We start from the raw sequence: 25,884 nt of genomic DNA on the forward strand, positions 1-25,884 counted from the left end.
TATACTATCAAAAATAAACTAAAATCTAAAAGTCATGAAAAAGGTATTTATAACACTTGGAGCCGTACTTACATTTGGTATTGCACAGGCCCAGGTACAGCCCACAACAACCAACAGAACAACGATACCCACAACTACCACGCCAACAACAACATCGCCAACCACTACGGGTACACAGGCCGACAGGACACGTACTAACCCCAACGCTAACAGCCGTTCTAACAACGACCCTACCATACCTAACCGTACCCAGACCCCGCGTACCGATGCTGTGCCTAACGTAAACGGAACAGTGCCAAGCACTACGACGCCACAAACTACGGTGCCGCCAACTACGCCATTAAACACACCGTCTACATCGCCAGTAACACCGGGCAACACAAGGGCAGGTAATCCTGGGGTATCGCCAAATTCGGTTCCGGGCACAACTGGTTCGCCTACTACCAATCCGGGTACGGCACAGCCATCAACAACGCAGCCTGGTACCTCAACATCGCCTTCAACCACAACGCCAAGGCCTTAATTGTAAACCTATTCCACTAAAAATCATACGATCATGAAAAAAGCTTTTTTTACGCTGGCTGCAATATTAGCTTTTGGTATTGCCCAGGCACAAACAGACACCACGTCGACCAAGACAACTAAAACAGACAAAACCCGTACTACCGATACAAGGGTAAAAACGGATAAGTCTGCTACTAAGTCTACTGACGCTACTTCGCCGGATAAGACAACCGACAAGAAGAAAAAAAATACCAATCCTGCTACCTCGCCAACGGCTCCAACAAGCCCGGGTACAGGTACCGGAACCGGAACCACACCAACAACTAAACCAGGTTATTAGTTGAATTATTAAGCCCCTTAACGGGGCTTTTTTTTATGCATTATTGTAAGGTAGTGTTAAAGTAGGCACTACATAAGCAGGGGTTTCTTATTTTTAATATAGATTATAACCACCAACAAATTACACCGCTTTTTATGGAAAAGTTAGAGAACCTTACCGTTACCCCGAGCCAGAAATCTATTGGGCAGATAGAACGTGCCGTATCTGTTATTGGGGGCGCTTACCTGCTGTATGATGCCTTAAAAAAGGAAAAGAAGAGCATTTTGCAGATCGCCTCGGCGGGCTTTATGATCTACAGGGGCGTAAAAGGTTTTGTAAAAGATGTAAACGTTACAGAGAGCGGCAAGCTATTCGGCAAGCCAGACAAGCCTAAAGACTCTAACGTAAACATACACGCGCGCCTTATTGTAAAGCGCCCCGTGGCAGATGTTTACAACTTTTGGCGTCACCTTGGCAACCTGCCGTTGTTTATGGAACACTTAGACAGCGTTACGGTTTTAAGCGATACACTATCTGAATGGAAGGTAAAAGTGCCTGCACTTGGTAATATAATTAGCTGGAAGGCAGAGATAGTGGCCGAAGAGCCACACCGTTATATTGGGTGGCGATCGCTGCCGAATTCGACCGTGCGCAATTCGGGCAAGGTAGAGTTTAAAGATGCCGGAGAGCTGGGTACACTGGTCCACGTAGTATTCTCTTACCACGCACCAATGGGCCATACCGGCGAAGAAGTTGCCAGGTTGCTAAATCCTATGTTTGAAACACTTGTACGCAAAGACATTATGGGCTTTAAACGCTATATGGAAACCGGTACCCCACAAAAATTACAGCAGGAAACTGTAGCGATATTTACATAGAGCTCAGTTTACAGTTTACAGTTTTCATTTTACAGTTTTCAGTTTACAGTTTTCAGTTTTCATTTTACAGTTTTCAGTCGCAGTTGGCAGAGAATGAAGTGTTCAGTTTACAGTTTGAGTGGACTGAATACTGTAAACTGAACACTGTAAACTTCCTCATTTGTCCCAGGATATTTTTTTGATGAAGGGTTGATGCTCAAGCTCGTCTACAATTTCCATAAAGCGATTGTTGCCGGGCTTTTCGAGTATAATTTCGATAATCCAGTCTTTGGAGGTTCGGGTAACCGAAAAATTAGCAAAGTCTACCTCTTCGGTAGCTAAAAGAGTATTGATAATTTTTCTGGGATTGGTTTTATTCTTCGCGATGATCCTGAGCTTTTTACGTTGAAATTTACTGGAAAACCTCCTCTGTATGGGCTGCATTCCCCATAAAATTAAGATAGCAAAAAACGTAGTAATACCGGCGGCAACATACATGCCGCCACCTGTTGCCATACCAATGCCGGCAACGGTCCACAAACCTGATGCCGTAGTAAGCCCCAGTACTGTAGCAGGTTTCCTGAAGAGTATGGCACCTGCGCCAATAAAACCAATACCGCTAACAATTTGTGCCGCTACGCGGGATGGGTCGAGCTCGGCATAGTTTTCTCCCACAATATCCATAAAACCAAAAGAGGAGACCAGCATTATTAATGCCGACCCCATACTTACCATCATGTGGGTTCGCATGCCTGCTGCCCAATCTTTACGCTCGCGTTCAATACCAATTATACCGCCAAAAATGGCAGCAAGGGCAAGGCGAAGCGCTATCTCGATCCAGTGTAGCATCATGGCAGTAATTTATTAGATTGGCCTAAGGCTTTATAGGTTGCAAGGGCAAATAATGTAAAAATTAAATGTGCAATTGCCAGTTGCCTATAATAGCCAAAGCGGTTATTATCGGGCGGGTTAGGGCTGGCAGAGAACATAACCTTCCACGCGGCAACAGCTACAATTGCACTGCCGCTGCCCACCACCAAAACCTTTACCGCCCCCGGAGAATGCAGTGCTTTGCGGTACAGCACCCAGTAGGATAGCACAAAAAGCACACCTACCCCATAGTGGGCCACCCAGCCTGCGGCGTGTTTTTTACTTACATCTACATCAATTGTTTTGTTGCGGTCTATAAGTTTGTTAAGCAGCTCCGGTTCTCTGTATTGCTGTTTTTCTTTTTTAGCCCTGTAGTAGCTGTACAGCGTCATGAACGATGTACCTACTATGCCCGCCACGATTATTTTTACCGGTGCTTTCATGTTTGTTTGGTGTCTTGTGCGGTGGCCATTTCAATTTTATCTACATGTTCTGTAATTAGTTCGCCAACACGCTCTATCGTCTGCCCGATAATGTCTTTAGGGTCGCCCTCAAAAACCTCACGGTGGGCACAATAGCGGTCTTCCGGCAGTTTTATGTGTATAAACATAGTGCCTACCGGCTTTTCATCGGTTTCGCTGCCGCCGGGCGCTGTAAGGCCGGTAATAGCCACAGCAACATCACACTTAAAGAATTTGGTAAGCCTTTCGGCCAGGAGCCGCGTAACCTCAGCCGATTCCGGTGTGTACCTATCTATTATCTCCTGCGGAATATCAAATAGTTCTTCTTTAGTACAGGCATCATAACATACAATGCCACCCAGCAGCACACCGCCCGATGTTGGCGTAAGCGCAAATTCCGATGCCAGCCAACCGGCTGTGGCACTTTCGGCAAAAGCTATTTTAAGGCCTTTTTCGGCAAGCCGCCTGCTGGCTATAATAATATTTTGAGAAGCCATAGTAGTTAGGTTTAGTTATCCATTCAAAGCTATTTTAAACACATACTAAACCGATAGCTAATCGGTTGCAAAATCGTCAGGATTGTATTCTTCGGCTTCGCCCGGGCTAAATTTATCTTCTTCCTTCTCGTCGGCCGGAATTTCCTGGTTGTGCTCCTGCTTTAATTTTTCTTCTTCGGGCGTGGTTTCGTGTTTCTGGCTATCCTGGTTACGGCTGCTTTGATGCCTTGTAGCCTCGCCATACTCCTGCCCGCCACGGTTACCCTGACCCGGATTATCGTTTAACTGGCTCATAATAAACACTATTAGTGTGTTAACTGGTCTTTTTTAGTGGTAACTCTGGAGTTGTTACCAGTGCTGCCGGTACCCGTACCCTGGCCTGTGCCCGATGTACCTCCGCTAATAATAGGCTCGCCTTTGCTGTTGGTAGCCTGGCTGCTGCTGTTCTCTACCTTATCGGTTATCTGCTCTTCGGTAAGGCCATTTTTTTTAGGAGTAGATGCTGATGAAGCTGAACCCGATGTTGAAGACGACGTTCCCGTTGCACTACCTGATCTTGGCACATTCATGCTTGATGAACCATCGGTACCGGCATTGGCATTATCACCGGTACCCTCTGTACTGCCCGAGTTTTCGTTATCAGCCGGAGTCTCACTGCCATCAATATCGCCATTGGCCTCGTTACCATCACTTGTGCCTGTGCTGTTGGATCCTTCGTCTCTTCGGCTGCAGCTATCGCAAGACGATACTACATTCATACCTGCTACCAACAAGGCGGCAAACAGGGCGTTTTTTAATGCGGTTGACTTTTTCATGATGTTTGATTTTTTGATTGTTACTTCTATTAAAGTTATTTAATCTAAAACCTCAACACTCTTAACGTTTAGGTAATTAGCATTAAAATAACATTTTTAAGATGGCGTTAACTTGTCTATGTCCCTCTATATTTTGCCCAGCATTTTACGGCTAAAATAGTGCCGCAAAGTGCTGCCGCTATGCCGTTTGCCAGTATAATAGGCAGGTCTGTTTTTATGATGCCGTACACCACCCATAGCACCATGCCCACAAACAGCATGGCATAGGTAAGCGCCGATATACTTTTGGTAGACCTGGTTTTTACTATTTTAATGGTTTGGGGTATGTTGGCTATAGTAGTAAACGCAGCCGCTACAAGGCCCAGTATCTCTACATCATCCATAGTTAGAAAGGTGTTTAAACAAAGAAGAAGAGGTAACCTCTTCTTCTTTTACTGTTTATAGTTGAATGTTTTACATTACAATAGCTTCTTCGCGCTCCCAAATACGGTGCCTGCCCAGTTGGGCAATAAAATCGGTTACAAAGCTGCCAGCATTTTCATCGGTTTGCAGTATAACACCCGGCAGGGTGGTATCTTTATTATCGGCCAGTTTGTTGCCAATTGTAGTTTTACTTAGCAGCGTATCTGTACCAATATCGGCACCAATAACCTTACAATGACGGTAGGCATCGTTAATGTACTGAATAACATTATCGTTAGCCTCCAGCGCTTTCATGCCTTTGGCATCGGGAATGTAAATAGCATCAAACAATACCGATGACGAGCTGAAGAATGTAAAATCAGTCTTTGTAGCGGTACCGGCATCACCGGTGATAGCCCCTGCATGCGGACCCACGATTTTTGCCTTTGCGCCCTTAGCTTCCAAAGCTTCTTTTAATGCGTTTACCGAAGCTTCGTTAAAGCCTTCGCCACATAAAAAGGCCACCTTGCGGCTCTCTATAGTATTAGAGTTGGTTGGGTTAACCACCATGCTTAAGGCTACAGACGGTTCGTAATTATCGTTAAGCGGTTTAGGCTCATGCTTCTCGGGGTCAGCATCTGCGCCAACGCCATGATTCATTGGCCTTTCCGGCGATGCAGGAACATCAAGCCCCAATCCGGCCGCTACTTTTTCGGCAAGGTCAGTATTAACCTGGTTCAGTAATCCAAGCATACGCACACGGATGGCTTCGGTCTCAACCTTGCTCAACTCAAAACGCAGTGCGCTAATAATATGGTTCTGCTCCACTTCGGTCTGGCTTTTAAAGAAAAGCGCTGCCTGGCTAAAATGGTCGCTAAAGCTTTCGCTTCTTGTTCTTACCTTATGCGCCTCAATACGCTCGTGGTAACTTACAAAACCACCCTCGGCTTCGGTAGCCTGCTTAGGGTCGCCGTTAGCTAACGAGTTAGGGCTGTAGGCAACACGGCCTACGTTAATTTCCTGCCTCATGTGCCCGTCGCGCTGGTTGTTGTGCATTGGGGCAATGGTGCGGTTAATAGGAATTTCGTGAAAGTTAGGGCTGCCCAAGCGCGACAGCTGCGTATCGGTGTACGAAAACAGCCTGCCCTGCAACAGCGGGTCGTTACTAAAATCGATACCCGGCACTACATGCCCCGGGTGAAAGGCTACCTGCTCTGTCTCGGCAAAAAAGTTATCCGGATTGCGGTTAAGCACCAGTTTACCCAATATAGTTACCGGCACCAGCTCTTCCGGGATAATCTTGGTAGGGTCTAATAAGTCAAAATCAAACTTATGCTCATCTTCTTCGGCTACTAACTGTACGCCAAAATCCCATTCAGGGAAACTGCCACTCTCGATAGCTTCCCAAAGGTCGCGACGGTGAAAATCCGGGTCGTTGCCCGATATCTTAAGGGCTTCATCCCACACAACGGCATGAGTGCCTAATTTTGGCTTAAAGTGGAATTTTACAAACGTAGATTTACCCTCAGCATTTACAAACCTGAAGGTGTGTATGCCAAAGCCTTCCATCATGCGGTAGCTGCGGGGTATGGCACGGTCGCTCATGGCCCACATTATCATGTGCATGCTTTCGGGCATTAGCGATATAAAATCCCAAAAGGTATCGTGTGCCGATGCTGCCTGCGGAATCTCGTTATGTGGTTCTGGTTTAACGGCATGTATCAAATCCGGAAACTTCATGGCATCCTGAATAAAGAATACCGGTATGTTGTTGCCCACCATATCAAAAATACCCTCCTGAGTGTAAAACTTGATGGCAAAGCCGCGCACATCGCGTGCTAAATCGGTAGATCCTCTAAAACCAGCAACGGTAGAAAAGCGTAAAAACACAGGGGTTTTAACGCTGGTATCGTTTAAAAAGCCGGCTTTGGTAAATTCCGGTATTGGGTTGGTAAGCTCAAAATATCCATGTGCCCCAGAGCCGCGTGCGTGCACAATACGCTCAGGAATACGTTCATGGTCAAAATGCGTTATTTTTTCGCGCATTATAAAATCTTCCAGTAACGATGGCCCGCGCTCTCCCGCCTTAAGCGAGTTATGGTCGTTATTAATGCGGGTACCATGGTCTGTTGTAATAAACTGGCCTTCGCTATATTCTCTATTGCGCTCCAGCTCTTCTACCTTGGCATTGCTGTTGCTGCCCGGTGTAGGTTTGTTGTTTTTCATTAGGTGTGTAATTAAGTTTAGTTTTTGTATGTATAAATGCGTTTGTGTGTAAACAGGTATACTATATAAATATACAACAAGGCATACCCCTAAAGAACTAATTAAGAAAACTTTAGGCTATGTAAGTTTATCCTCAAACTTTTGTTTAACCGTCTGGCTTATATAAGTGCTAAGCCCCTTGCCGGCCGTTGCCAGCTGTTTCATTTTTTCTATAATACGCTTGCCCGCGCTGTTATAGGTATAGCGGTAAACGGCACTATGGTTAAACTGCACAGCAATGCTATCAGGCTCAATTTCGTAGCCCGTTACCCCGCTGTGGCCTTCTAAGTTTTTATACCTTTTCATTAACCCAATTGCATTAATATATAAAGTTATATAACCTTAAAATCCTTACAATCAGTTTTAACGCTTGATTAACGCGGGGTTAACAGCCGTGCCTGTTAATAAGAGGTAACTTTCAATTACGTAAGCACTACAACTAATCGAACTAAAAAATTAAGGATCATGAGCACACAAAAATTTGCATTAATTACGGGGGCAACCAGCGGTATTGGTTACGAGCTTGCCAAATTGTTTGCGCAGGATGGCACTAACCTTATTATTGTTGCCCGTAACGAAGACAATCTTAGCCAGACGGCAACCGAATTAAGGGCTATTAACAACATTACCGTACACACCATTACAGCCGACTTATTTGAACCCGGTGCTGCCAACAAGGTTTACGAGCAGGCTAAAGAACTGGGTGTAGGTATTGAATATCTTGTTAATGATGCCGGACAGGGCGAATGGGGACGCTTTTTTAAAACCGACCTTGACCGCGAAATAGACCTGGTGCAGCTTAATATTATTGCACTTATGAGCCTTACCAAATATTTCCTTCAGGATATGGTAGCGCAAAATAGTGGCCGTATTCTTAACCTTGCTTCATCTTTAGCAAAAGCACCTACTCCTTATATGGCCGTTTATGCGGCATCTAAAGCATTTGTACTTTCGTTTTCGGAAGCATTGGTTAAAGAGCTTGAAGAAACTAATGTTACCGTTACTGCCCTGTTACCGGGCGCTACCGATACCGACTTTTTTCATAAGGCTAAAGCTGAGAACACCGTTACTTATAAGGAGACCTCTTTATACGACCCTGCCGAAGTAGCAAAAGGCGGTTATGATGCCTTTTTAAACGGCGAGGCTACCGTACAACCCGGCTTTAAAAATAAGGCACAAAACACGATGAGCACTTTATTGCCCGACGGTGCTGTGGCTTCTAACATGGAAAAACAAATGGTATCGAGCATGGAAGAAGATGGGAAATCGGAAATTACACACGAGGCTTCTGCCCGCGAACGCGATAGTATAAACATTAAAAACGGTGGGGTTAACGGCGACTTTAAACCTCACAACCTTAACTAATAAAATTAAGTAATTATGAAAAAAGTATTTTTATCGCTTGCTGCCCTATTAGCCTTTGGCGTGGCACAAGCCCAAACCGACCCGGCAGCGGCTAAGCAGCCTGCCAAAACAGTACCCAGCACCGAGACTGCGGTAGTAAAAGAGAGTAAAAAGGAAATGACGGTTAAACAGGACGCTGTAACCCGCCAGCAAAAAACAGATGGAACCGATGCTACCCAGGTGCGTAAAGACAAAATGGTTACAACCGAGCATGTTAAGTGTACGCCTACTGTGCAGAAAAAACAGGCAACTACTACGGCTACCCGTAAAGCGAAATCTTCTACTGCTAAAACCACTAAAGGATAATCTAACAGAGGAAGACCAATACATAAAGAGCTCCGGAGGAACAGCATATAATAGGCCGCTCCTCCGGAGCTCAATTGTTTAAAGGCAATCCTAATTTCTATAAATATGTCGCTCCTCCGGAGCTTAAAATGCCGAATTAGTATTCGCCATCAACATAATACCATTTGCCCTGTTGGTTAACAAAGGTTGATACTTCGTGGTGCACCTGTGCCCGCAAATTACTATCCAGGTAATAGGCTTTAAATTCTACAATAGTATCGGTAGTCCTCAGCACTTCCAGCTTTAGCCACTGGTTGCTCTTTGCCCAGTCTAAAATGGCACTCTTGCTGTGTTTTTTCCGCTCTGATGGTGCAGTGGTATTCCATAAATAATCAGCAGCAAGCACCACATACGCCGAATAGCGCGAACGCATTAACACCTCGGCAGTTGGTGCTTTCTTTACGCCTTTTATATAAGGCTCGCAACAGGTTGCATAAGGTTGTGATGAGCCGCAGTAACAGTTAGCCATAAATTAATATTATCTTATTGAATCTAAATAATTTTTGATAAGATTTGGTTTAACTATTAATTTTCCTACGGATTTTTTATATACCAATGTTTGTTGACTCTCAATTTGTTGAGGAAATAAATTTTGCACAGCTGATTGTATATGTATTTGGAAACCTATAACCTTATCGTAATCTTGATTATAATCAATCTCTATTAAATCTTTAATCTTGTCTTCCGAGCTTAAATTGCTATACAAAAGTGTAAATATCTCTGTCATTTTATTATTTTTTATTATTTAATCTTTGATGCTTGAGCTGCATTCCCTTTTGAGGGATTTCATATAAAGTATTGAAAATATTCTCTATAATTTCAAGTGCTAAATCTAATTCTTCTTTTGAGGGAGGCTGCAATTCGTGAATAGCTTTATTGCCCAAAAATCTATGTTCATGTAATATTTCTGCATTATCTTTTGTTAATTTACCATTTTCATAAAGACCATTTATTTTGCCCTGTAAATTATCAATACGCCTTTTGATTATACTTCCATCATTTTTTTTGATCTCTATTTCTCCATCAATTATATTATTTTCTTTACAAAGACCTTCAACCAATCCTCTTATGCCAGCTCCACACAATATCAAATTATCATTATTATAACAATCGATTGTTTCTCGATAAATTCTTCGCAAATTATTTGGAACATTAAAAAAAGATTTTATTTCCCAAGTGTCAGAAGTTCTTTTAGGATAAATTAATACATTTTGAAAATGAACTCCATCTTCATCATAATCCTCTGAATTCGAATCTTCACTCCTGAAAGAAATTGCTCCACAACCCTGGCATTCAATTATTTGATAAATACTACTCCAAAAATAATATTCTTGATATCCCATTGGTTCTCTCCCAGTTTTTTCAACTGACAAAAGTACTTTATGCCTATTCTTATTTTTACAAACAATACAGATTACAGAAAGTATATTATTTTGGGTTTTATTATATTCTAATTCTTCCATGCTATCAGGATTATTATATTATTTACCTCCAAATATACAAAATGCCAACTACCATCCACAAAAAAAGAGCCTTGCGGCCCTTTAGTTTATTTCCTGATTTTTTTATTAAAATCTTTAATCATATTTAGTGTTGAGGTATCGGTAGCAAAAACCGAGTTAAGCCCTTGTGGTTCCTGTGGCGGGTCGGCGGTAAAGGCATCGCCCTTAGCCCACTTGCCATTGGCCGGGTTGTTAGCACCCGTACCTGCATAGCCCCAAAAATTTAGCGCGGCAAACGCCTCTTTATTCTTAACACTTAGCGCTAACCTCTCGAAAATAGCTTTATAAAACGCATCCCTATCTGCTATGCCCGATTTACGGTCCAGGCTTTCGCCTTCCCTCGGCAAACCGAACTCTTCCAACACAATAGGTTTACCCAAATGCTTGGAAACCGCAATATGGTCATTTATATAACCGATGGTTTTGGTAATGGCAGCAGGCAGGGTTTCTTTAGCATTATCGTGCTTGTACCACCCCCAGTTTTTAGGCCAGATGTGCATGGTAAGATAATCTATTTTAGGGTTGTTGTGGGTACGCTCGTAAATAGCAATATCATCGGCAGAACCCGCCTTACCTTCAGACCCAGTGCATATAAGGTGGTTTTTATCGGTGGCATCTATAACATCAACCACATCGTTAAGCCATTTGGTAAAAGCCTGCTCGTTATCGGCAGTAAACACACGCGGTTCGTTGGCAATTTGCCATGCCATAATGGTATTGTCCTCTGTATATTTAACCTTACTGTAAGCGTTGGTACGCCCTAAGATGAATTTAATATGTTTTTTAAACGCCTCCTGGCACGGTTCGCACTTGTGGAATTGCTTTACATAATCCATAAACTGCGGCCACGTATTGGGCTTTATATTGGGATTGGGCAGTGCGCCGTAGCCATTCCACTCCAGGTATTGCGCCATACCGCCGCTCCACTCCCAGTTATTGGTAAGGTACAGTACGGCATACATATTGCGCTTGCGCATTTCCGACAGTAAATAATCCAACCCATCCAGCTGGTTGTTATCATACTCGCCCTGCTTTGGCTGAAGCGCCGGTGTAACCGTAAAATCCTGGGTACCGGCCTCTGCCCCAACCAGTATGCGCAGGTTGTCTACGCCATCAGCTTTAAGCAGGTCTAATTCGGTGGCCAGGCGTTGGCGGTCGCCGCCGGTTTTAGCGGCTAATAAGGCGCCATACCAGTAGTTAGCACCAATGTAATGGTAGGGCTTATCGCCTTTATAAAACTGCGTACCCTTTACGGTAATGCGTTGCGGCTCCTGTACTTTTTGTGCTGTGCAGGCTATACCGGTTTGAAGCACCGCTGCACAAAGCAAAATTTTAAATATATTCTTCATGTTTGGCTTTTATGTAAAAACCTGCCCCCTTAAACAGGGGCAGGCAAAGTTTGGTTATTATAGAATTGTTACTTCTCATTGCTAACTGTTTACTGAACACTGATACGGCCAACTATTCCACCGGCATTGCATACATACTGGGTATGTTGTTTTGCAGCACCGATTCTTCTTTCTTGGTTAAATCTATAAAATCCTGCGTATTACTAACTCCAGATGGTGGAACGTAATAGCCTGTCTGGGTGTTGTTCCAGAACATTAGAAAGGCCAGCTGCACATCGTTAGCCGTCATGGCCGTATAAATATTAGTATTAAAAAATGCCGGTATTACCGGAGTACTTGTTGTTACCTGCCAGCCGGTTTCGGTCATGGCGGCTACCTTAACTTTAGCTTTCGCGATGTCTGACACCATTTTAAGCTTGTTGTTTGCCGTGGTTACACCTGCAATGCTACCGTTACTAAAATCGCCATAATTGTCCATACCTAATACATCTACAAAGGCATCGCCCGGATAGCGGCTCAAATACTGGCTCTCTGTAGTATAGGTATTATCAGGCGAAAAAGCATAGATAACATTGTGCACGCCTTTAGTATCGCGAAGGTAGGCAACCAAAAACTGCCAGGCCTGTTTGTACTGCTCTGGCGTGGCATAGTTAGCACCCCACCAAAACCAGCTGCCATCAAACTCATGGAACGGCCTAAAAATAACCGGTATCAGTTTACCATCAGGGGCTTTAAGGTTGTTAAGCACATCGGCAACTTTATCCAGTTTTGATACAAAATAGGCGTGGTTAGCACCGTTGGGTAGTATGCTTGCAAAGGCAGTAGCTTTTTCTTCGGCAGTCATGTCATCGGCATAAAAAGTTTCGCCGTGGTAAGGTTCCCTTAAATGCCAACAGAAAATATTCACCATGCCTTTGCTGTAGGCCTCTTTAACATCGGCCGTAATTTTTAGCTCTTGCTGATAGAACCAGTTAGACGGGTCGCCGTTATTCTGATTATCGGTAATAAACATAAAGTCAGAGCCCAGCAAGGCAGGGTCGCTGCCTGTTGCCTTTTTAATGTCTGAGCTTCCGCCTTGGTTGTTGTAAAAACTATTAAAGGCATCCTGCTGCCCTATCAGGTATTTAGTTTTCTGAAGTTTCTTAAGATTGTAAAACAGCGCCACCGTCTCGGCAGTAGCATTAGGGTCGGCCATGTACGAGCGTATGTTTTCCTGAGTAAAAATGTCTTCCTCTTCGGGAATTATCTCTACCGGAGACGTTATACCTTTGTAGCCATCATCGCTGCCTGAGCACCCGGCTAATGTTGCCATTGCAGCGCAAAAAACAACGCCCAGTAATTTTCTTGTATTCATAATGTAGTAGTAGTGAGATACTTTAATGTAGTATAAAGTAATTATTATGTAAAAGTGAAATTACCGCTTCAATCGTTTGCGAACTACTGCTTTTTTGTCAAAAAAAGGTATTATTTATTCAGATTATCAAATATTTAGACTTCTAAATTAGGGCAATCTGTTAATAAGTTCTAAACACGCCCTTGCATTGTGGTAAGGGCATTTCCAAAAACCGGCTTTGTCTTTTTCTATTTTAGCATAATCAATGTCAACACCCCATATCCATTCGCCGTTTAGTTTGTCAATAATGTAGTCCTTAACAAATTGCCAGTTGTGTTGGGCTGCGTTAAGGTATTTATCGTTACCCGTTAGCTGCCATGCATTAACCATCCCAATAAGCAGCTCACTTTGTGGCCACCAATGCTTTTCGGCAATCAGCTCTTCGGTGTACGGATCGAATTCATACCACAGGCCCCCATCAATATCATCTATACCTTCAAACGTGGCATCGGCCATAGTAACCGCATGCTTTTTGTAAATGGCTATCAGGCTTTCATCTTTAATAACTTCGGCACACCATTGCAACAGCCAGGCCGCCTCTATATCATGCCCGTAAGAAATAACATCCGGCTTTTCTACCCACTCTTCATTAAAAAATAAATGCAGGTGCCCTGTTTCGGCATTAATAAAATGGTCGTTTATGGTAATGAGTAATTGTGTAATTACCTCTTTAAGTCGTTCTTCCGGCCAAACGCGGTACAGGTTAGCATACCCTTCTACAATATGCAGGTGGGTGTTCATCGTCTTTTTCTCGTTGGCATCTTTATCGCTTAAGCGAAGATCGTCGATAGGTTTCCAGTCGCGGGTAAAGGCCTCAAAATAACCCTTGTGCTCTTTATCAAAACTATGCTCTTCTATTTTTTCGAACAGGTTTACGGCAAGCTGTAATGCTTCTTCATTTTTTGAAGCAGCATAAAATTCTGACAGTCCGTAAATTGTAAACGCAAGCGCATAGACCTGGTTTTTGGTATCTTTGGGAGTACCATCGGTATTAAGGCTCCAAAAAATACCACCAAAGGCAACATCATAAAAATTTTTAAGGATGTACTTGTACGCCCTTTCGGCAATTCTTAAATGGCTTACATCTTTAGTAACTGCATACGAAGCCGAAAATGCCCACAAGATGCGGGCATTTAGTACGGAGCCTTTTTCGGCCGAATAATCTTTGGTGTCGGTAAAATCGATAGCACCAATAAAGCCGCCGTTTGTAGTATCTACCGTGTTGCTTTCCCAATAATTTAAGATGGAAAGCAACTCTTTATGCATTTCTTCTTTTAACGAAGCCATTAAATTATAATTTGCTGTTGTTATCTACCTGTTTGATGATGGTTTGCACCGATCCTGATGATATAAAGGTATCTTCAGGTGAGTTTACCACGTAGTCTACCAGTTTTTCAACTGATGAAACTGCAACGTGCATACGTGTATCTGATGATGCATAGTAAATAAACACCGTACCATCGTCATCGCAAATCCAGCCGTTGGCAAACAATACGTTTGATACATCGCCTACTCTTTCTTCGCCTTCGGGAGCCATAAAATAGCCCGCCGGGTGATGAGTTACTTTAGCGATATCGTTAAGGTCGGTCATAAACATATACAGGGTATAACGCAATCCTGCAGCCGTGTTGCGCACGCCGTGTGCCAGGTGCAGCCAGCCTTTATCTGTTTTAATAGGCTCCGGGCCAAGGCCGTTTTTAAGCTCGTATATGGTGTGGTATACTTTACCGCAGATAATTTTCTCGTCCTGAACAACAGGGTTCTCCATATTATCTACGTAGCCAAGGCCAATACCGCCACCGCTGCCTACGTCTATAAACCCATCCTGCGGACGTGTATAGAGTGCATATTTGCCGTTTACAAACTCCGGGTGAAGCACCACATTGCGCTGCTGGCCTGTTCTTGAAATTAAGTCAGGCAGCCTCTCCCAGTTTACAAGGTCTTTTGTTCTAACAATACCGGCATTGGCAACAGCCATACTGGTATCTCCGGCGGGGGCATTAGGGTCTTTACGCTCGGTACAAAAAATGCCGTATATCCAGCCGTCTTCGTGCTGCGTAAGCCTCATATCGTAAGCATTGGTATCGGGCTCTTCCAATTGAGGAATTACCACAGGCTTATCCCAAAACTTAAAGTTATCTACACCATTAGGGCTTTCTGCAATAGCAAAAAACGATTTACGGTCGGTGCCCTCTACCCTTACCGCTAAAAGGTATTTGCCGTTCCATTTTGTGGCACCGGCATTAAAAGCGGCATTAATACCTATGCGCTCCATGCCAAACGGGTTGGTTTGCACATTAAGGTCGTACCTCCACTCTAAAGGGGCGTGGGCTGCGGTAACCACAGGGTTTATGTAGCGTGTATATACACCGTTTGTTGCGGCAAACGGTTCGTTCTTTTTTTCTATCAGTTCATTATGTGCCTTAACCAGTGCATCATAATTAGGTATGTTAACCCTGTTTTCAGTAATCATATCGCTACCCATTTGTATATATATTGAGGTATTAAAAAATCAGATTTAAAAGTCGGTAAGCCTGTTCCACCAGGTTTTCTTCATTACTATAAAAATTACAGCTAAAAGTGCCAGTACAATGCCAAAGCCCATCCATTTAGATAGTATAAAGTACATTGGCAGCAGTGTTAGCAGTATTTGTCCGGCAATGCCCATGGCAACGTTTGCCATGTTAACGCCAAAGTTTTTGTTGCGTTCTATGGTTGGGTCTTCCTGCTGTGCTATATCGCGTATTGGTTTCCAGAAGCCCCACGGCCTAACCGTTTTATAAAAGTTAACCAGTGTCTCAGTATTTGTTGGCGGTGCAGCATAAGAACCCGCCACACATGCTATGAGCTGTATTACAAAGAATATTGGGAAGAAATACAGCATACGGGTACCATCAAAATAATGGGTTACACCGCTTACTGACAGCGCAGGCGGAATGGCACTTGCCACAATACCGGCAAACATGCCCCAAAAGAACCCGTTGGCATTAAACCTCCACCAGTACCATTTAAGTACGTTGGCGCACACAAAGCCGCCATACAAGCCTGCGGTTATGATGTTGAATATCATATTAACATCTTTTATAAGCAGCCCAAGGCCTACCCCAAGTATTACCATTACAATACCCGACACATAGCCCATATTGATAATTTGTTTTCTGCTGGCTTCCGGCTTAAAGTATTTAAGATAGATATCGTTTACTATGTAAGCCTGCCCGGCATTTAGCGTACCCGAAAAGTTACTCATAAACGCACCCAGGAAACCTGCCAGCACAAGACCCACCAACCCAACAGGCAGGTACTTGCTTATAACTGCCGGCATTATGCTTTCAAAATTTACGCCATCGGCGGTATGGCCAAGGTTTAGGTCTTTAAAATATAGCGCACCCAGTATGCACAGCCCCATTGTCATAAAATAACGGATAGGTAGTAATATGATAGAGATAAACCCGCTCATTTTACTGGCTTCTTCGGGCGATTTTGTACTTAATATCTTTTGGCAATCGTAGTTGGGTGCAGGGCCTGCAAGGCTTTTAAGCACACCACTAAAAAACATCATGGCAACTACGGCAGAGAACAGTTTGTAACCGTCTTTCTCCAATTTAACCTGAGCATCGGCAAGAATGTGTTGCCAGTCCAGCCCAAGCTCCATACCAAACAACGGGTCGTCCCACCCAAGTGGCATTTTATCGGCAAGCACAATGCCGGAGTCTGCCAGGGCATTCATGGCTATAGTACCTACAAATAACGAACACACTATCATTATCATGTACTTAATAAAGTCGGCCAGCACAATACCGTGCATACCGCCCACAATACTATAAAATGTAGCTACAAGGCAAATGCTTACCCCATAAAACTGGGCTGTAAAATGCTTGGCTGCAATAAGTGCATCGGTATATTGTTGTGTACCTACTGTAAACTGCTCTAAATTTTGGTCCAGGAACGGAAATATATCTTTTATGGTTTGATACGGAATAAAAATTTCCAGAAACTCGCCCACCCCTACAAATGCATAGGCCATATAGCCAATACACAGCATTAAAGCAAAAACCACCACAATGGCGTGGCTTTGCTTAACACCTTTATCTGTTAACCCAAAGCGTGTACCCAGCCATTCGGCACCGGTGGTAGCATTGCTTCGGCGCAGCCATTTGCTAAGGAACACCATTAAGAACACCTGGTTAAACACCGGCCACATCCACGGAATCCAAACGCTTTTAAAGCCATATAAAAAGGCCATACTAACCAGTAGCATGGTACCGCTAATATCAAACATATCGCTGGCGTCGCTAAGGCCCAGCATATACCACGGTAATTTTTTACCACCTAAAAGGTAACTGTCTTTACTCTTTTTAGCCTGGTTTTTCATGATGATGCCAATCACCACCATCATAATAAAATACAGGGCAATTATAGAAAGGTCAATACTTGTTAATCTCATATATGTTTTTCGCGCAGGGCGCGATTATTTGTATAATTTAAGTTTTGTAACATCTTTTTGAAAAAGGGTTTGAGGCAGGTTAAAAAACTCCACAAAATCCTTCTCATACTTATGGCCTTTATAAGGCGCATAGTAATGCATGTGCGGCGGGGTCATGTGCTCGTTCCAGCCGTGGTTGCGCCACACCAGTACATAAGACAATTTGCGGCTGCCAATAGCATTTACAAGCGTTTCTGTCCACCAGGTGGCATACGGTATTTCTTCAAAACCGGTCTCGGCAATGGCAGACAGCTTATTGTGCTCTTTAGCCACCTCATCTATAATAGTAACCAGGTTTTTAGTGTCGGCACTAAATTTAGTCAATTTCTCCGGTGTATTGCCCCCCTGGTAAATATCAAAGCTAACTACATCTACCCATTCATCGCCTGGATAATATTCCATAAAGTCGGCTTTAGTTGCCACACCCGAATCGGACGTATTATAAACATAGATTAGGTTATGCACCCCTTTTTTCTCAAAGTAGGTTACCGTAAATTTCCATAGTTCTTTAAACTGCTCAGGAGTGGTAGTATTTTTGCACCACCAGAACCAATTTCCTGTAAATTCATGGTAAGGCCTGTACAAAATAGGAATCAGTTTGCCATCGCTGCTTTTTAACGAAAGCAGGTAATTAGCAGCCTCATCCATCCAGCCTTTAAATTTTTCGTGTTGTGCCCCTCCGGGAAGTATAGAGGCTACCGTTCCGGGTGTATTATCCCAGGCATCTTTACCGGTTAACGGGTTGTTTACATGCCAGCTAAAAGTGCTTACACCACCCCTGTCGTACACCTGTTTTATATACTCGCGCATTTTGTTAAACGGCACGCCATCAAGGTCTTTGTCGGATTTTGTCTCTATGCGGCCAAGATCCCAACCATACACGGCAGGATAATCTCCGGTAACATCTTTAACATCGCTCCTCCCCTCTTCGTAACGCCAGTTAACGCCGTAGGCAAGGTCGTCCTGATGGCCAAACATAAAGCCTTTTTCTTTTGCCTTAAATAAATTTTTGTACAGCGCAACCGTTTCCGTAGTGGCCATTTTATCTACCGGCGTGTGTGTATCAGGCTGCTTTTGCGCCGTACTTTTGCACGAAACAGCTAAAAATACAGCCAGTAGTATTGTGATTTTATTTTTCATCTATATTTGCATCTGCTTCAAAAAGAAAGGACTAACATTATAATATTATCAAATAATTTAGCTTTATATTTTGAAGAGTGTAATTTTACGAACACTTTTTTGATAATGCCAAAGATAAATTTAGTCTTAAATCTTAGTTAATATTATTTTATCAAAATTATATCATATAATTGCAAAAAAAATATCAATATGGACAATCAAAAGTTTTTAAGGGAGATTCCGCCCCTTACCAAAGGCGATAGTTTCCTTGTGTTTGATAGGCTTAAGGACACATTTGAGTTTCCGATACACTACCATCCGGAGTATGAAATTAATTTTATTTTAAACGGAAAAGGGGTTAAACGTATCGTAGGAGACCATATTGAAGAGATTGACGATGTAGAATTAGTATTAGTGGGGCCCAACTTATACCACGGTTGGGAACTGCATAAATGTAAAAACAAGAACATACACGAAATTACCATTCAGTTCCATAACGACCTGTTTACCGAGTCGCTTTTGGCGCGCCGCATAATGATGCCCATTCGCGATATGTTTAACCGCGCCAACCACGGCATCCTGTTTTCTAAAAAAACAGGGGCCGAACTTGCCCAACGGCTAAGCAACATCTCGAAGGTTGATGGCATGGATTATTTTTTAGAGATAATTTCCATATTGCATGATATGGCCAATTCGCGCAACCAGCGCCTGCTGTCTACCTTTACAGTTGATAACGATGTTTTTGAAGACGATGATAAAATGAAACTGGTGTACGAATACATCCAAAAAAACTTTTCGGAAAAAATTACGCTTGATGATGTATCGTATGTTGCCAGCATGAGCCCCGTATCGTTTAACCGTTTTATAAAAAAGCGCACAAATAAAACTTTTGTAAATTACCTTAACGACATAAGGGTGGGCTATGCAGCCCGATGGCTGGTAGAAAAAGACCTGAGTATATCTGAAATTGCATTTAAATCTGGCTTTAATAATATTGCCAATTTTAACCGCATTTTTAAGAGCATTAAGAACACAACACCCAGCCAGTACCGCGATGAGTTTTACGGCATGAAACGCTTTTTGTAGCGTCGTACTGATTAAAAAATACAACCCTTCGCAATCGTTAGCATTAAAACACAACAACTTACAAATAACTGTTTTTCAGACACTTATTTGTTCTTACAGAATTACCTACACTATATATAGCATAAATCACGCAAACGTTAGAGAAAATATTATCATCAAATGATAATATAGTATTAACAACTACTTAACAACTCCCATAAATTTGTTTTTGTCAATAAACCAACCCTAAAATTATTGATAGCTGAAATAAAGCGTTTATTTATTTAGGAATTAGTAACTAACCAAACACAAATTATTATGGGTAACAAATTACACAGCTTAACACAATGGTGTACCAGGGGCAAAGCCCTGTTTTACCTGCTATTTTTGTGCTGCACAAGCGCATTACAAGCACAAAACACGGTAACCGGAGTGGTGTCTGATGACAAGGGAATGACTATTCCCGGAGTTAATGTAACCGTTAAAGGCGCAACTACTGCCGTTTCTACAAACCTGGACGGAGAGTACTCTATAGAGGCTCCCGCCGATGCTACACTGGTATTTAGCTTTATTGGCTTTACCACACAGGAAATTGCCGTTAAAGGCAGAAAACAAATCAACACAAAGCTTACCGAAACCGCACAAACACTGGACGAAGTGGTTGTAATTGGTTACGGTACGCAGAAAAAGGACGATGTAAACAGTGCCGTATCCAGCATACGCACTAAAGACATCGAAAACCTTAAGCAAACCACTGTAGACCAGATGATACAGGGTAAAGCATCGGGTGTATCGGTATCAAACAACTCTGGTCAACCGGGTAGTGCCGTTTCTATCAGGGTGCGTGGTACAACATCCATTAGTGGTACTAATGAGCCACTTTACATTATAGACGGTGTGCCGGTATCTGGCGATGCCACAGGTAAATCTATGAGTGGCAGGCCGCTTGCAGCCGATGAGTTTGGTACAGGCGGTGGCGCCGGTAACAATGCCGTTAGCCCACTTTCTATGATAAACCCTAACGACATCCAGAGCATAGACATCCTTAAAGATGCTTCGGCTACAGCTATTTATGGCTCAAGGGGTGCTAATGGTGTAATTATTATCACTACAAAATCGGGTAAAAAAGGTACAGGCAAAATTTCTTACGAAGGGTATACATCTGCAGCTACTATTTACAAAAAGCTGGATGTTTTAAACCTTAGAGAATATGCTGCGCAGCAAAATGCACTTACAAAAGCATACGGCCTTAGCGATGATACGCTTCGCCCTGAATTTGCTAACCCGGAACTGCTTGGCGAAGGTACAGACTGGCAGGACGAAGTGTATAGAACGGCTATTGCTAAAAGCCACCAACTATCATTTTCAGGCGGTAGCGAAACTACATCATACTATGTTTCAGGAGGTTTCTTAGACCAACAGGGTACGCTTTTAGGCTCGGGTTACAAAAGGTATACCATGCGCTTAAACCTTGATACTAAAGTAAAAGACTGGTTACGTATTGGTGTAAACACCAATACCGGTATAACTAACGAAAAACTAACCATTAACCAAAGTTTTGGTGGCCTTATTGCCAACACGCTGTTACAATCTCCGGATATACCGGTGCGTAACCCCGATGGATCTTATGCAGGCCCGTTGGATAACAGCATGAATGCTACTTATTTTAACCCGGTAGCAGAGGCTTTATCTAAAGATAATAAACTTGTTAGAAAGAACTTTTTAGGTAACGTTTATGCTGAGGCTCAAATTATAAAAGGCCTTAAGTACAGGATAGAATTAGGTGCAAACACAGAGTTTAGCGAAAACACCGATTTTACGCCAAGCTATGCATGGGGTGTACAGACCAACCCAACTGCCGACCTTATTGAAAGAAGGCAAAACTGGTATTCTACCAACATTAAAAACTTACTTACCTACGATGCAAAATTCGGCAAACATGCCTTTACTATTCTTGCAGGCCAGGAAGCTAATGATAGCCATTGGGAAGGTATAAGCGCCACAGCAACAGGTTTTGCAAGTAACGATGTACATACACTTAACCTTGCCGACCCGTCTCAGACAAAAACTACAGGCTATAAAGGCAGTGCCTCAATATACTCTGTTTTTGCCCGTGTAATTTACGATTTCGACAGCCGTTACGGCGTATCTGCATCAATAAGGTCAGACCGTTCGTCTAAATTTTATCCTGGCGATAAAAGTGCACAAACAGGCAGCTTCCCGTCGGTTACAGGTTCATGGAAACTGTCTAACGAATCGTTTATGGAAAACACCCGCAAGTACATAGATAACATTAAATTCAGGGTAGGTTACGGCGAAACCGGTAACCAGCAAATTGCCAACAACCAGTACAGCGCACAGCTGGCACAATACACATCTCAGCTTGGCACAGGTTACCTTGCCTCTAACATTAGTAACCCTGCCGTTACGTGGGAGTCGATGCAGCAAACCAACTTTGGTATCGATTTTACACTACTTGATTCAAGGCTATCGGCCAGTTTTGATGTGTACAGTAAAAAATCGAAAGACTTTTTATTCCAGGTTCCATTACCTGCCTACCTTACAGGCCCTGCAGGCTATGGCGGTATGGATGCGCCAACATCTAACCTTGGCTCAATGCAAAACAGGGGATACGATATAACTTTAAACTACAACACCAAAGGAACCGAATTTGTTTGGAACTCTACCCTTGTGTTCTCTCATTACAAAAATGAATTGTTAAGCATACAGGACGAGCTTGTACTTACCCAGGCTATAAACCTTAACGGTTACATATCTTACGATGCTACAAACACTGTTGTAGGCCAGCCAATTGGTATGTTTTACGGTTATGTAGCCGAAGGCTTATTTACAAGCACAGATCAGCTAAACAGCGCGCCGCTTCAATTTGGCCAAAGCGTTGGTACTGGCGCAGGCCAAACTTACCTGGGCGATGTTAAATACCGCGATGTAAACGGCGATAACGTTATTGATGCGTCTGACAGGACCCTTATGGGCAACCCTCACCCAGACTTTACCTTTGGTTTTACCAACAACTTTAAATACAAAAATTTCGACCTTTCTGTATTCACACAGGGTTCTTACGGTAACGATGTGTTAAACCTTACCTACAGGGCGGGTACTGCTAATGCCGGTTTATACCAAAATGCACTTAGCGATGCGACTAACTACTGGACTCCTGAAAACTCGAACACTAACATACCAAGGCCTGTAGGCAGTACCAGCGCACCAAACAACTTTATATCTACACGATATATAGAAGATGGTTCGTACTTAAGGATACAAAACGTTACCCTGGGCTACTCGTTACCGGCAGATATTATATCTAAAGTAAAATTAACCCGCGTAAGGATTTACGGAAGCGTGCAAAACCTGCATACGTTTACCAAATACAAAGGTTACGATCCTGAAATAGGTTCTTTTAACCAAAACCAGCTATTAACAGGTATTGACAACGGAAGGTATCCTACCCCAAGAACTTTTTCTGTAGGTGTAAACGTTGAATTCTAAAAAAATTGAAAAATGAAAAGATATTTTAAAAGTTACAAAGTAATCTGCACAGCATTAGCCTTTGCACTGCTATCATCTGCCTGTTCAGAAGAGTTTACCAACCGCGCTTCTGAAGACTCAATAAGCCTTGAGTCGTTTTATAAAAACGACGACCAGGTAAAAAATGTTACCAATGGCCTTTACTCAAGGTCGTGGTTTCAGTTTGCCAATAAATTTTTCTACGCTGTTGGCGAAGTTGGTTCGGGCAACATGTACTCAGGCTCGTCAGACGTTAGTGCTCTTCTAAATTTTTCTATGAACGGTAGCGATAACGAGCTTAACAACGCATGGGCAGCCCTTTGGGGTAACGTAGCCCAGGCCAACGATATTATTAACTACCTGCCAGAGCGTGTAGGCCCGGAGGTTAGCCAGGACGTTTTAAACAACGTTATTGGCGAAGCCTATTTTATAAGGGCTACTGCCTATTTTTACCTTGTAAGGCTTTGGGGCCCTGTGCCAATTATAGAAAATAATACCGATTATATTACAAGCCCTAAAATACCTACTGCCCCAATTGCAGATGTATATAAGCTTATAGAAATGGATTATCAAAAGGCTATAGACAACCTTAAAGAAAACATACGTACTGCTAATTACAGCACCAATATGCGGGTTTCTAAAGGTTCGGCAAGGTCGTTTTTAGCTAAAGTATATTTATATGAAAAAAAATATGCAGAGGCTAAAACAATAGCAGAAACCGTTATTAACAGTGGCGAATTTAAACTTTTAGGTGGCAGCTCGTTACCTGCCAAAAGTTTTGCCGATTTGTTTACTTACCAGAATAATAATAACGAAGAAACTATTTTTGCCCTGCTATGGTTTGTAGATGGCCGTTATGGTTCGGCTAACAACTCCAACACCCAGTTTGGTATCAGCACAGGTGCCCTTACTACCTCTAACGCAAGTTACGGTGGCGTTTTTGGCCCGTCTCAGGATGTATTAAACATTTGGGAAGCCGGAGATGTTAGGAGAAAAGAAACCATTATGCTTCCGGGCGATACTTATAACGATATTAAAGTACGTGTATCTGGCGGTACTGTTGTGCAAACAGGCTTTACGGTACCTGCTGCCGACGAAATTGGCGGCCAGGGTGCAGGTGCAGCCATTAAAAAATACGTAATTGGTATTGCAGATGGTACTAACACATCTACGGTGGGCCATCTTGACGGATGGAACATGATGGAAAACAACACGTATATTATGCGTTATGCTGATTTGCTTTTAATACATGCAGAGGCTACCCTTGGCGGTAACTCAAGCACATCGGATGCAGGTGCACTGGCATCGTATAATGCGGTGCGCAACAGGGCTGGCCTGGCTTCTAAATCAAGCCTTACGTTTGATGATATTTTTCAGGAGCGCAGAAAAGAGCTAATGTTTGAAGGCGACTACTGGTACGATCTGGGCAGGCTACCAAGAGCACAGGCTACCGCTATTATTGCGGCTCAAAACAGGGGCGACAGGTTTACACCTAAATACTACACCCCAAGCGAAGACGACTTTTATCTTGACTACCCGGATAATGAGGTTTCTAAAAACCCATTGTTAATGGAAAGTCCTGTACCATACACCTTTGAATAATTAAAATTTATCTAAAATGAAAAAATTACATCTAAAATCAATATTATGCCTGCTTGTAGCAGGTATAATATCGTTGTTAGTATCGTGTAGCGACGACGATGCTAAAGGCAGTGGCGCTGCCCCAACAATTGCTACGGTAAGCCTGGCTCAAAACGATTCGCTTGTAGAGCAGGGCTATGCAGACAACATGTATATTATTAGGGGTAGCGGCTTTTTGGGCACCCAAAAAATATACTTTAACGACACCGACACTTACTTTAACTCTACCCTGGTTACAGATGAGGTTATCCTGATTACTATAGACAGGGAAACACCTTACAGCGATGCAAGCGACGAACTTAAGGTAGTTACCCCTATGGGCACGGCAATATACCATTTTGTGGTAGCACCCCCTGCTCCTATTTTAACAAGCTTTAATCCGGTAAATGCAGCCGATGGCGAGCAGATTACTATTTATGGCTCTTTCTTTTTAGATCCTGTAGTAACCGTTGGTGGTGTTCCGGCAGAGGTGGTATCGAGCACCCTTACAAAAATTGTAGCGATACTGCCACCGGGCTCTAACCATAAATACGTATCGGTAACAACAATTTCGGGCAAATCTGAATGGAAAACAGCTGTGGGTACTGCTATTTATGATGACGTTTGGTATTCGCCTTGGACGATGGAGCCGTGGAACAATCAGGAGTATGTTGTTAATCAGGAAAAAGCTTACCAGGGCACTACATTTATTAAAAAAGCCATTCCCGGCTGGGATAATATTCAGGGTAACTGGGCGTGGGACGACCAGATCTCGCAATACACGGGTATACACTTTTCTGCCCGATCTGATGATGCCGGTAAACTGGTACTTGTATTTAACGGTAACGGCTGGGGAGATGCTGCAAAATCGTTTGTAACAACTTCTGAATGGAAAGAATACCGCTATACCTGGGCCGAATTAGGCGGCATGCCTGCAGCACTGCAAAATATTACTTTCCAGGAATTTACAGGTGCAACCCACAATTATTATTTTGATAATTTTGGTTACACAGTAGACTAACAAATAATAGTATAATTATCATTCCCCGAAGAAATTTCGGGGAATGCTTTTTAGTATATTTAGGG

At 43.0% G+C, this 25,884-nt stretch carries 26 protein-coding genes; 9 read left to right on the forward strand and 17 right to left on the reverse strand.

The window, feature by feature from the left end; genetic code table 11:
- Positions 1–34: 34 nt before the first annotated feature.
- From G509_RS0104360 to G509_RS0104370, 3 genes are all read left to right on the forward strand, one after another.
- On the forward strand, positions 35–523 hold the full coding sequence (locus tag G509_RS0104360) for a hypothetical protein (protein ID WP_026990409.1): 489 nt from the start codon (positions 35–37) through the stop codon (positions 521–523).
- Between the two features lie 33 nt (positions 524–556).
- Positions 557–844 (forward strand): hypothetical protein, encoded by a 288-nt coding sequence (locus G509_RS0104365; RefSeq protein WP_026990410.1) that lies wholly within the window; start codon positions 557–559, stop codon positions 842–844.
- Between the two features lie 134 nt (positions 845–978).
- Positions 979–1,701 carry an SRPBCC family protein gene (locus tag G509_RS0104370; protein WP_035738472.1) on the forward strand — a complete coding sequence of 241 codons (723 nt, stop codon included), beginning with the start codon at positions 979–981 and terminating at the stop codon, positions 1,699–1,701.
- 156 nt (positions 1,702–1,857) lie between these two features.
- Here G509_RS0104370 and G509_RS0104375 read toward each other — a convergent pair whose 3' ends face one another.
- From G509_RS0104375 to G509_RS0104410, 8 genes are all read right to left on the reverse strand, one after another.
- Entirely contained in the window at positions 1,858–2,532 is a 675-nt protein-coding gene (locus G509_RS0104375) for an MgtC/SapB family protein (protein ID WP_026990412.1), read from the reverse strand.
- Positions 2,529–2,993 (reverse strand): hypothetical protein, encoded by a 465-nt coding sequence (locus tag G509_RS0104380; protein WP_026990413.1) that lies wholly within the window; start codon positions 2,991–2,993, stop codon positions 2,529–2,531. Before G509_RS0104380 ends, G509_RS0104375 begins: the two co-directional genes overlap by 4 nt.
- Positions 2,990–3,508 carry a CinA family protein gene (locus G509_RS0104385; protein ID WP_026990414.1) on the reverse strand — a complete coding sequence of 173 codons (519 nt, stop codon included), beginning with the start codon at positions 3,506–3,508 and terminating at the stop codon, positions 2,990–2,992. The genes G509_RS0104380 and G509_RS0104385 overlap by 4 nt, the downstream gene beginning before the upstream one ends.
- Positions 3,509–3,565: 57 nt before the next feature.
- Positions 3,566–3,802 (reverse strand): hypothetical protein, encoded by a 237-nt coding sequence (locus tag G509_RS0104390; RefSeq protein WP_026990415.1) that lies wholly within the window; start codon positions 3,800–3,802, stop codon positions 3,566–3,568.
- Between the two features lie 11 nt (positions 3,803–3,813).
- Positions 3,814–4,323 (reverse strand): hypothetical protein, encoded by a 510-nt coding sequence (locus G509_RS0104395; protein ID WP_026990416.1) that lies wholly within the window; start codon positions 4,321–4,323, stop codon positions 3,814–3,816.
- A 116-nt stretch (positions 4,324–4,439) separates the two neighbouring features.
- Positions 4,440–4,706, reverse strand: coding sequence for a SemiSWEET family sugar transporter (locus G509_RS0104400; RefSeq protein WP_026990417.1), 267 nt, complete (start codon positions 4,704–4,706; stop codon positions 4,440–4,442).
- Positions 4,707–4,776: 70 nt separating this feature from the next.
- Positions 4,777–6,951, reverse strand: a complete 2,175-nt coding sequence (locus G509_RS0104405) for a catalase (RefSeq protein WP_026990418.1) — start codon at positions 6,949–6,951, stop codon at positions 4,777–4,779.
- A gap of 117 nt (positions 6,952–7,068) precedes the next feature.
- A complete protein-coding gene (locus tag G509_RS0104410; protein ID WP_026990419.1) occupies positions 7,069–7,296 on the reverse strand; it encodes a hypothetical protein in 228 nt (75 codons plus the stop codon).
- Between the two features lie 159 nt (positions 7,297–7,455).
- On the opposite strand from G509_RS0104410, the gene G509_RS21435 reads away from it, so the two are divergent.
- Both G509_RS21435 and G509_RS0104420 read left to right on the forward strand, forming a co-directional pair.
- On the forward strand, positions 7,456–8,355 hold the full coding sequence (locus tag G509_RS21435; RefSeq protein ID WP_035738476.1) for an SDR family NAD(P)-dependent oxidoreductase: 900 nt from the start codon (positions 7,456–7,458) through the stop codon (positions 8,353–8,355).
- Between the two features lie 15 nt (positions 8,356–8,370).
- Entirely contained in the window at positions 8,371–8,700 is a 330-nt protein-coding gene (locus G509_RS0104420; protein WP_026990420.1) for a hypothetical protein, read from the forward strand.
- A 136-nt stretch (positions 8,701–8,836) separates the two neighbouring features.
- Here the strand turns inward: G509_RS0104420 and G509_RS0104425 are convergent, their stop codons facing one another.
- The 9 genes from G509_RS0104425 to G509_RS21445 form a co-directional block, all read right to left on the reverse strand.
- A complete protein-coding gene (locus G509_RS0104425) occupies positions 8,837–9,208 on the reverse strand; it encodes a YchJ family protein (RefSeq protein ID WP_026990421.1) in 372 nt (123 codons plus the stop codon).
- Positions 9,209–9,217: 9 nt separating this feature from the next.
- Positions 9,218–9,466 carry a hypothetical protein gene (locus tag G509_RS0104430; protein WP_026990422.1) on the reverse strand — a complete coding sequence of 83 codons (249 nt, stop codon included), beginning with the start codon at positions 9,464–9,466 and terminating at the stop codon, positions 9,218–9,220.
- A 4-nt stretch (positions 9,467–9,470) separates the two neighbouring features.
- On the reverse strand, positions 9,471–10,202 hold the full coding sequence (locus G509_RS0104435; RefSeq protein WP_026990423.1) for a DUF4145 domain-containing protein: 732 nt from the start codon (positions 10,200–10,202) through the stop codon (positions 9,471–9,473).
- An 86-nt stretch (positions 10,203–10,288) separates the two neighbouring features.
- Positions 10,289–11,590, reverse strand: a complete 1,302-nt coding sequence (locus tag G509_RS0104440; RefSeq protein WP_026990424.1) for a glycoside hydrolase 5 family protein — start codon at positions 11,588–11,590, stop codon at positions 10,289–10,291.
- A gap of 112 nt (positions 11,591–11,702) precedes the next feature.
- The gene (locus G509_RS21440; protein WP_051199938.1) at positions 11,703–12,944 is read right to left on the reverse strand and encodes a glycoside hydrolase family 26 protein; all 1,242 of its coding nucleotides are present in this window, start codon (positions 12,942–12,944) and stop codon (positions 11,703–11,705) included.
- A gap of 147 nt (positions 12,945–13,091) precedes the next feature.
- Positions 13,092–14,270, reverse strand: coding sequence for an AGE family epimerase/isomerase (locus G509_RS0104455; RefSeq protein WP_026990425.1), 1,179 nt, complete (start codon positions 14,268–14,270; stop codon positions 13,092–13,094).
- A gap of 4 nt (positions 14,271–14,274) precedes the next feature.
- Positions 14,275–15,456, reverse strand: a complete 1,182-nt coding sequence (locus G509_RS0104460) for a glycoside hydrolase family 130 protein (RefSeq protein ID WP_051199976.1) — start codon at positions 15,454–15,456, stop codon at positions 14,275–14,277.
- 45 nt (positions 15,457–15,501) lie between these two features.
- On the reverse strand, positions 15,502–17,427 hold the full coding sequence (locus G509_RS0104465; RefSeq protein WP_026990427.1) for a sodium:solute symporter family protein: 1,926 nt from the start codon (positions 17,425–17,427) through the stop codon (positions 15,502–15,504).
- Between the two features lie 24 nt (positions 17,428–17,451).
- Positions 17,452–18,606, reverse strand: coding sequence for a glycoside hydrolase family 26 protein (locus G509_RS21445; RefSeq protein ID WP_035738479.1), 1,155 nt, complete (start codon positions 18,604–18,606; stop codon positions 17,452–17,454).
- Between the two features lie 189 nt (positions 18,607–18,795).
- Here G509_RS21445 and G509_RS0104475 point away from each other — a divergent pair, with 189 nt between their 5' ends.
- From G509_RS0104475 to G509_RS22735, 4 genes are all read left to right on the forward strand, one after another.
- Positions 18,796–19,671, forward strand: a complete 876-nt coding sequence (locus G509_RS0104475) for an AraC family transcriptional regulator (protein WP_026990428.1) — start codon at positions 18,796–18,798, stop codon at positions 19,669–19,671.
- A gap of 297 nt (positions 19,672–19,968) precedes the next feature.
- Positions 19,969–23,160, forward strand: coding sequence for a SusC/RagA family TonB-linked outer membrane protein (locus tag G509_RS0104480; protein WP_026990429.1), 3,192 nt, complete (start codon positions 19,969–19,971; stop codon positions 23,158–23,160).
- A 12-nt stretch (positions 23,161–23,172) separates the two neighbouring features.
- Positions 23,173–24,780 carry a RagB/SusD family nutrient uptake outer membrane protein gene (locus G509_RS0104485; RefSeq protein ID WP_026990430.1) on the forward strand — a complete coding sequence of 536 codons (1,608 nt, stop codon included), beginning with the start codon at positions 23,173–23,175 and terminating at the stop codon, positions 24,778–24,780.
- Between the two features lie 16 nt (positions 24,781–24,796).
- Positions 24,797–25,819, forward strand: coding sequence for an IPT/TIG domain-containing protein (locus G509_RS22735; protein WP_051199940.1), 1,023 nt, complete (start codon positions 24,797–24,799; stop codon positions 25,817–25,819).
- The last annotated feature ends 65 nt before the right edge of the window (positions 25,820–25,884 follow it).

It is taken from the genome of Flavobacterium subsaxonicum WB 4.1-42 = DSM 21790 (genome assembly GCF_000422725.1).
Lineage (GTDB): Bacteria > Bacteroidota > Bacteroidia > Flavobacteriales > Flavobacteriaceae > Flavobacterium > Flavobacterium subsaxonicum.

What these genes read in the sequence shown, in the direction of transcription:
- G509_RS0104400 (WP_026990417.1), bottom strand. Translation starts at nt 4,706, where the DNA reads ATGGATGATGTAGAGATACTGGGCCTTGTAGCGGCTGCGTTTACTACT.
- G509_RS0104460 (WP_051199976.1), bottom strand. Translation starts at nt 15,456, where the DNA reads ATGATTACTGAAAACAGGGTTAACATACCTAATTATGATGCACTGGTT.
- G509_RS0104420 (WP_026990420.1), top strand. Translation starts at nt 8,371, where the DNA reads ATGAAAAAAGTATTTTTATCGCTTGCTGCCCTATTAGCCTTTGGCGTG.
- G509_RS0104395 (WP_026990416.1), bottom strand. Translation starts at nt 4,323, where the DNA reads ATGAAAAAGTCAACCGCATTAAAAAACGCCCTGTTTGCCGCCTTGTTG.
- G509_RS0104375 (WP_026990412.1), bottom strand. Translation starts at nt 2,532, where the DNA reads ATGATGCTACACTGGATCGAGATAGCGCTTCGCCTTGCCCTTGCTGCC.
- G509_RS0104425 (WP_026990421.1), bottom strand. Translation starts at nt 9,208, where the DNA reads ATGGCTAACTGTTACTGCGGCTCATCACAACCTTATGCAACCTGTTGC.
- G509_RS0104475 (WP_026990428.1), top strand. Translation starts at nt 18,796, where the DNA reads ATGGACAATCAAAAGTTTTTAAGGGAGATTCCGCCCCTTACCAAAGGC.
- G509_RS0104365 (WP_026990410.1), top strand. Translation starts at nt 557, where the DNA reads ATGAAAAAAGCTTTTTTTACGCTGGCTGCAATATTAGCTTTTGGTATT.
- G509_RS0104390 (WP_026990415.1), bottom strand. Translation starts at nt 3,802, where the DNA reads ATGAGCCAGTTAAACGATAATCCGGGTCAGGGTAACCGTGGCGGGCAG.
- G509_RS21435 (WP_035738476.1), top strand. Translation starts at nt 7,456, where the DNA reads ATGAGCACACAAAAATTTGCATTAATTACGGGGGCAACCAGCGGTATT.
- G509_RS0104430 (WP_026990422.1), bottom strand. Translation starts at nt 9,466, where the DNA reads ATGACAGAGATATTTACACTTTTGTATAGCAATTTAAGCTCGGAAGAC.
- G509_RS0104485 (WP_026990430.1), top strand. Translation starts at nt 23,173, where the DNA reads ATGAAAAGATATTTTAAAAGTTACAAAGTAATCTGCACAGCATTAGCC.
- G509_RS22735 (WP_051199940.1), top strand. Translation starts at nt 24,797, where the DNA reads ATGAAAAAATTACATCTAAAATCAATATTATGCCTGCTTGTAGCAGGT.
- G509_RS0104440 (WP_026990424.1), bottom strand. Translation starts at nt 11,590, where the DNA reads ATGAAGAATATATTTAAAATTTTGCTTTGTGCAGCGGTGCTTCAAACC.
- G509_RS0104405 (WP_026990418.1), bottom strand. Translation starts at nt 6,951, where the DNA reads ATGAAAAACAACAAACCTACACCGGGCAGCAACAGCAATGCCAAGGTA.
- G509_RS0104370 (WP_035738472.1), top strand. Translation starts at nt 979, where the DNA reads ATGGAAAAGTTAGAGAACCTTACCGTTACCCCGAGCCAGAAATCTATT.
- G509_RS0104435 (WP_026990423.1), bottom strand. Translation starts at nt 10,202, where the DNA reads ATGGAAGAATTAGAATATAATAAAACCCAAAATAATATACTTTCTGTA.
- G509_RS0104385 (WP_026990414.1), bottom strand. Translation starts at nt 3,508, where the DNA reads ATGGCTTCTCAAAATATTATTATAGCCAGCAGGCGGCTTGCCGAAAAA.
- G509_RS0104465 (WP_026990427.1), bottom strand. Translation starts at nt 17,427, where the DNA reads ATGAGATTAACAAGTATTGACCTTTCTATAATTGCCCTGTATTTTATT.
- G509_RS0104380 (WP_026990413.1), bottom strand. Translation starts at nt 2,993, where the DNA reads ATGAAAGCACCGGTAAAAATAATCGTGGCGGGCATAGTAGGTACATCG.
- G509_RS21440 (WP_051199938.1), bottom strand. Translation starts at nt 12,944, where the DNA reads ATGAATACAAGAAAATTACTGGGCGTTGTTTTTTGCGCTGCAATGGCA.
- G509_RS21445 (WP_035738479.1), bottom strand. Translation starts at nt 18,606, where the DNA reads ATGAAAAATAAAATCACAATACTACTGGCTGTATTTTTAGCTGTTTCG.
- G509_RS0104480 (WP_026990429.1), top strand. Translation starts at nt 19,969, where the DNA reads ATGGGTAACAAATTACACAGCTTAACACAATGGTGTACCAGGGGCAAA.
- G509_RS0104455 (WP_026990425.1), bottom strand. Translation starts at nt 14,270, where the DNA reads ATGGCTTCGTTAAAAGAAGAAATGCATAAAGAGTTGCTTTCCATCTTA.
- G509_RS0104360 (WP_026990409.1), top strand. Translation starts at nt 35, where the DNA reads ATGAAAAAGGTATTTATAACACTTGGAGCCGTACTTACATTTGGTATT.
- G509_RS0104410 (WP_026990419.1), bottom strand. Translation starts at nt 7,296, where the DNA reads ATGAAAAGGTATAAAAACTTAGAAGGCCACAGCGGGGTAACGGGCTAC.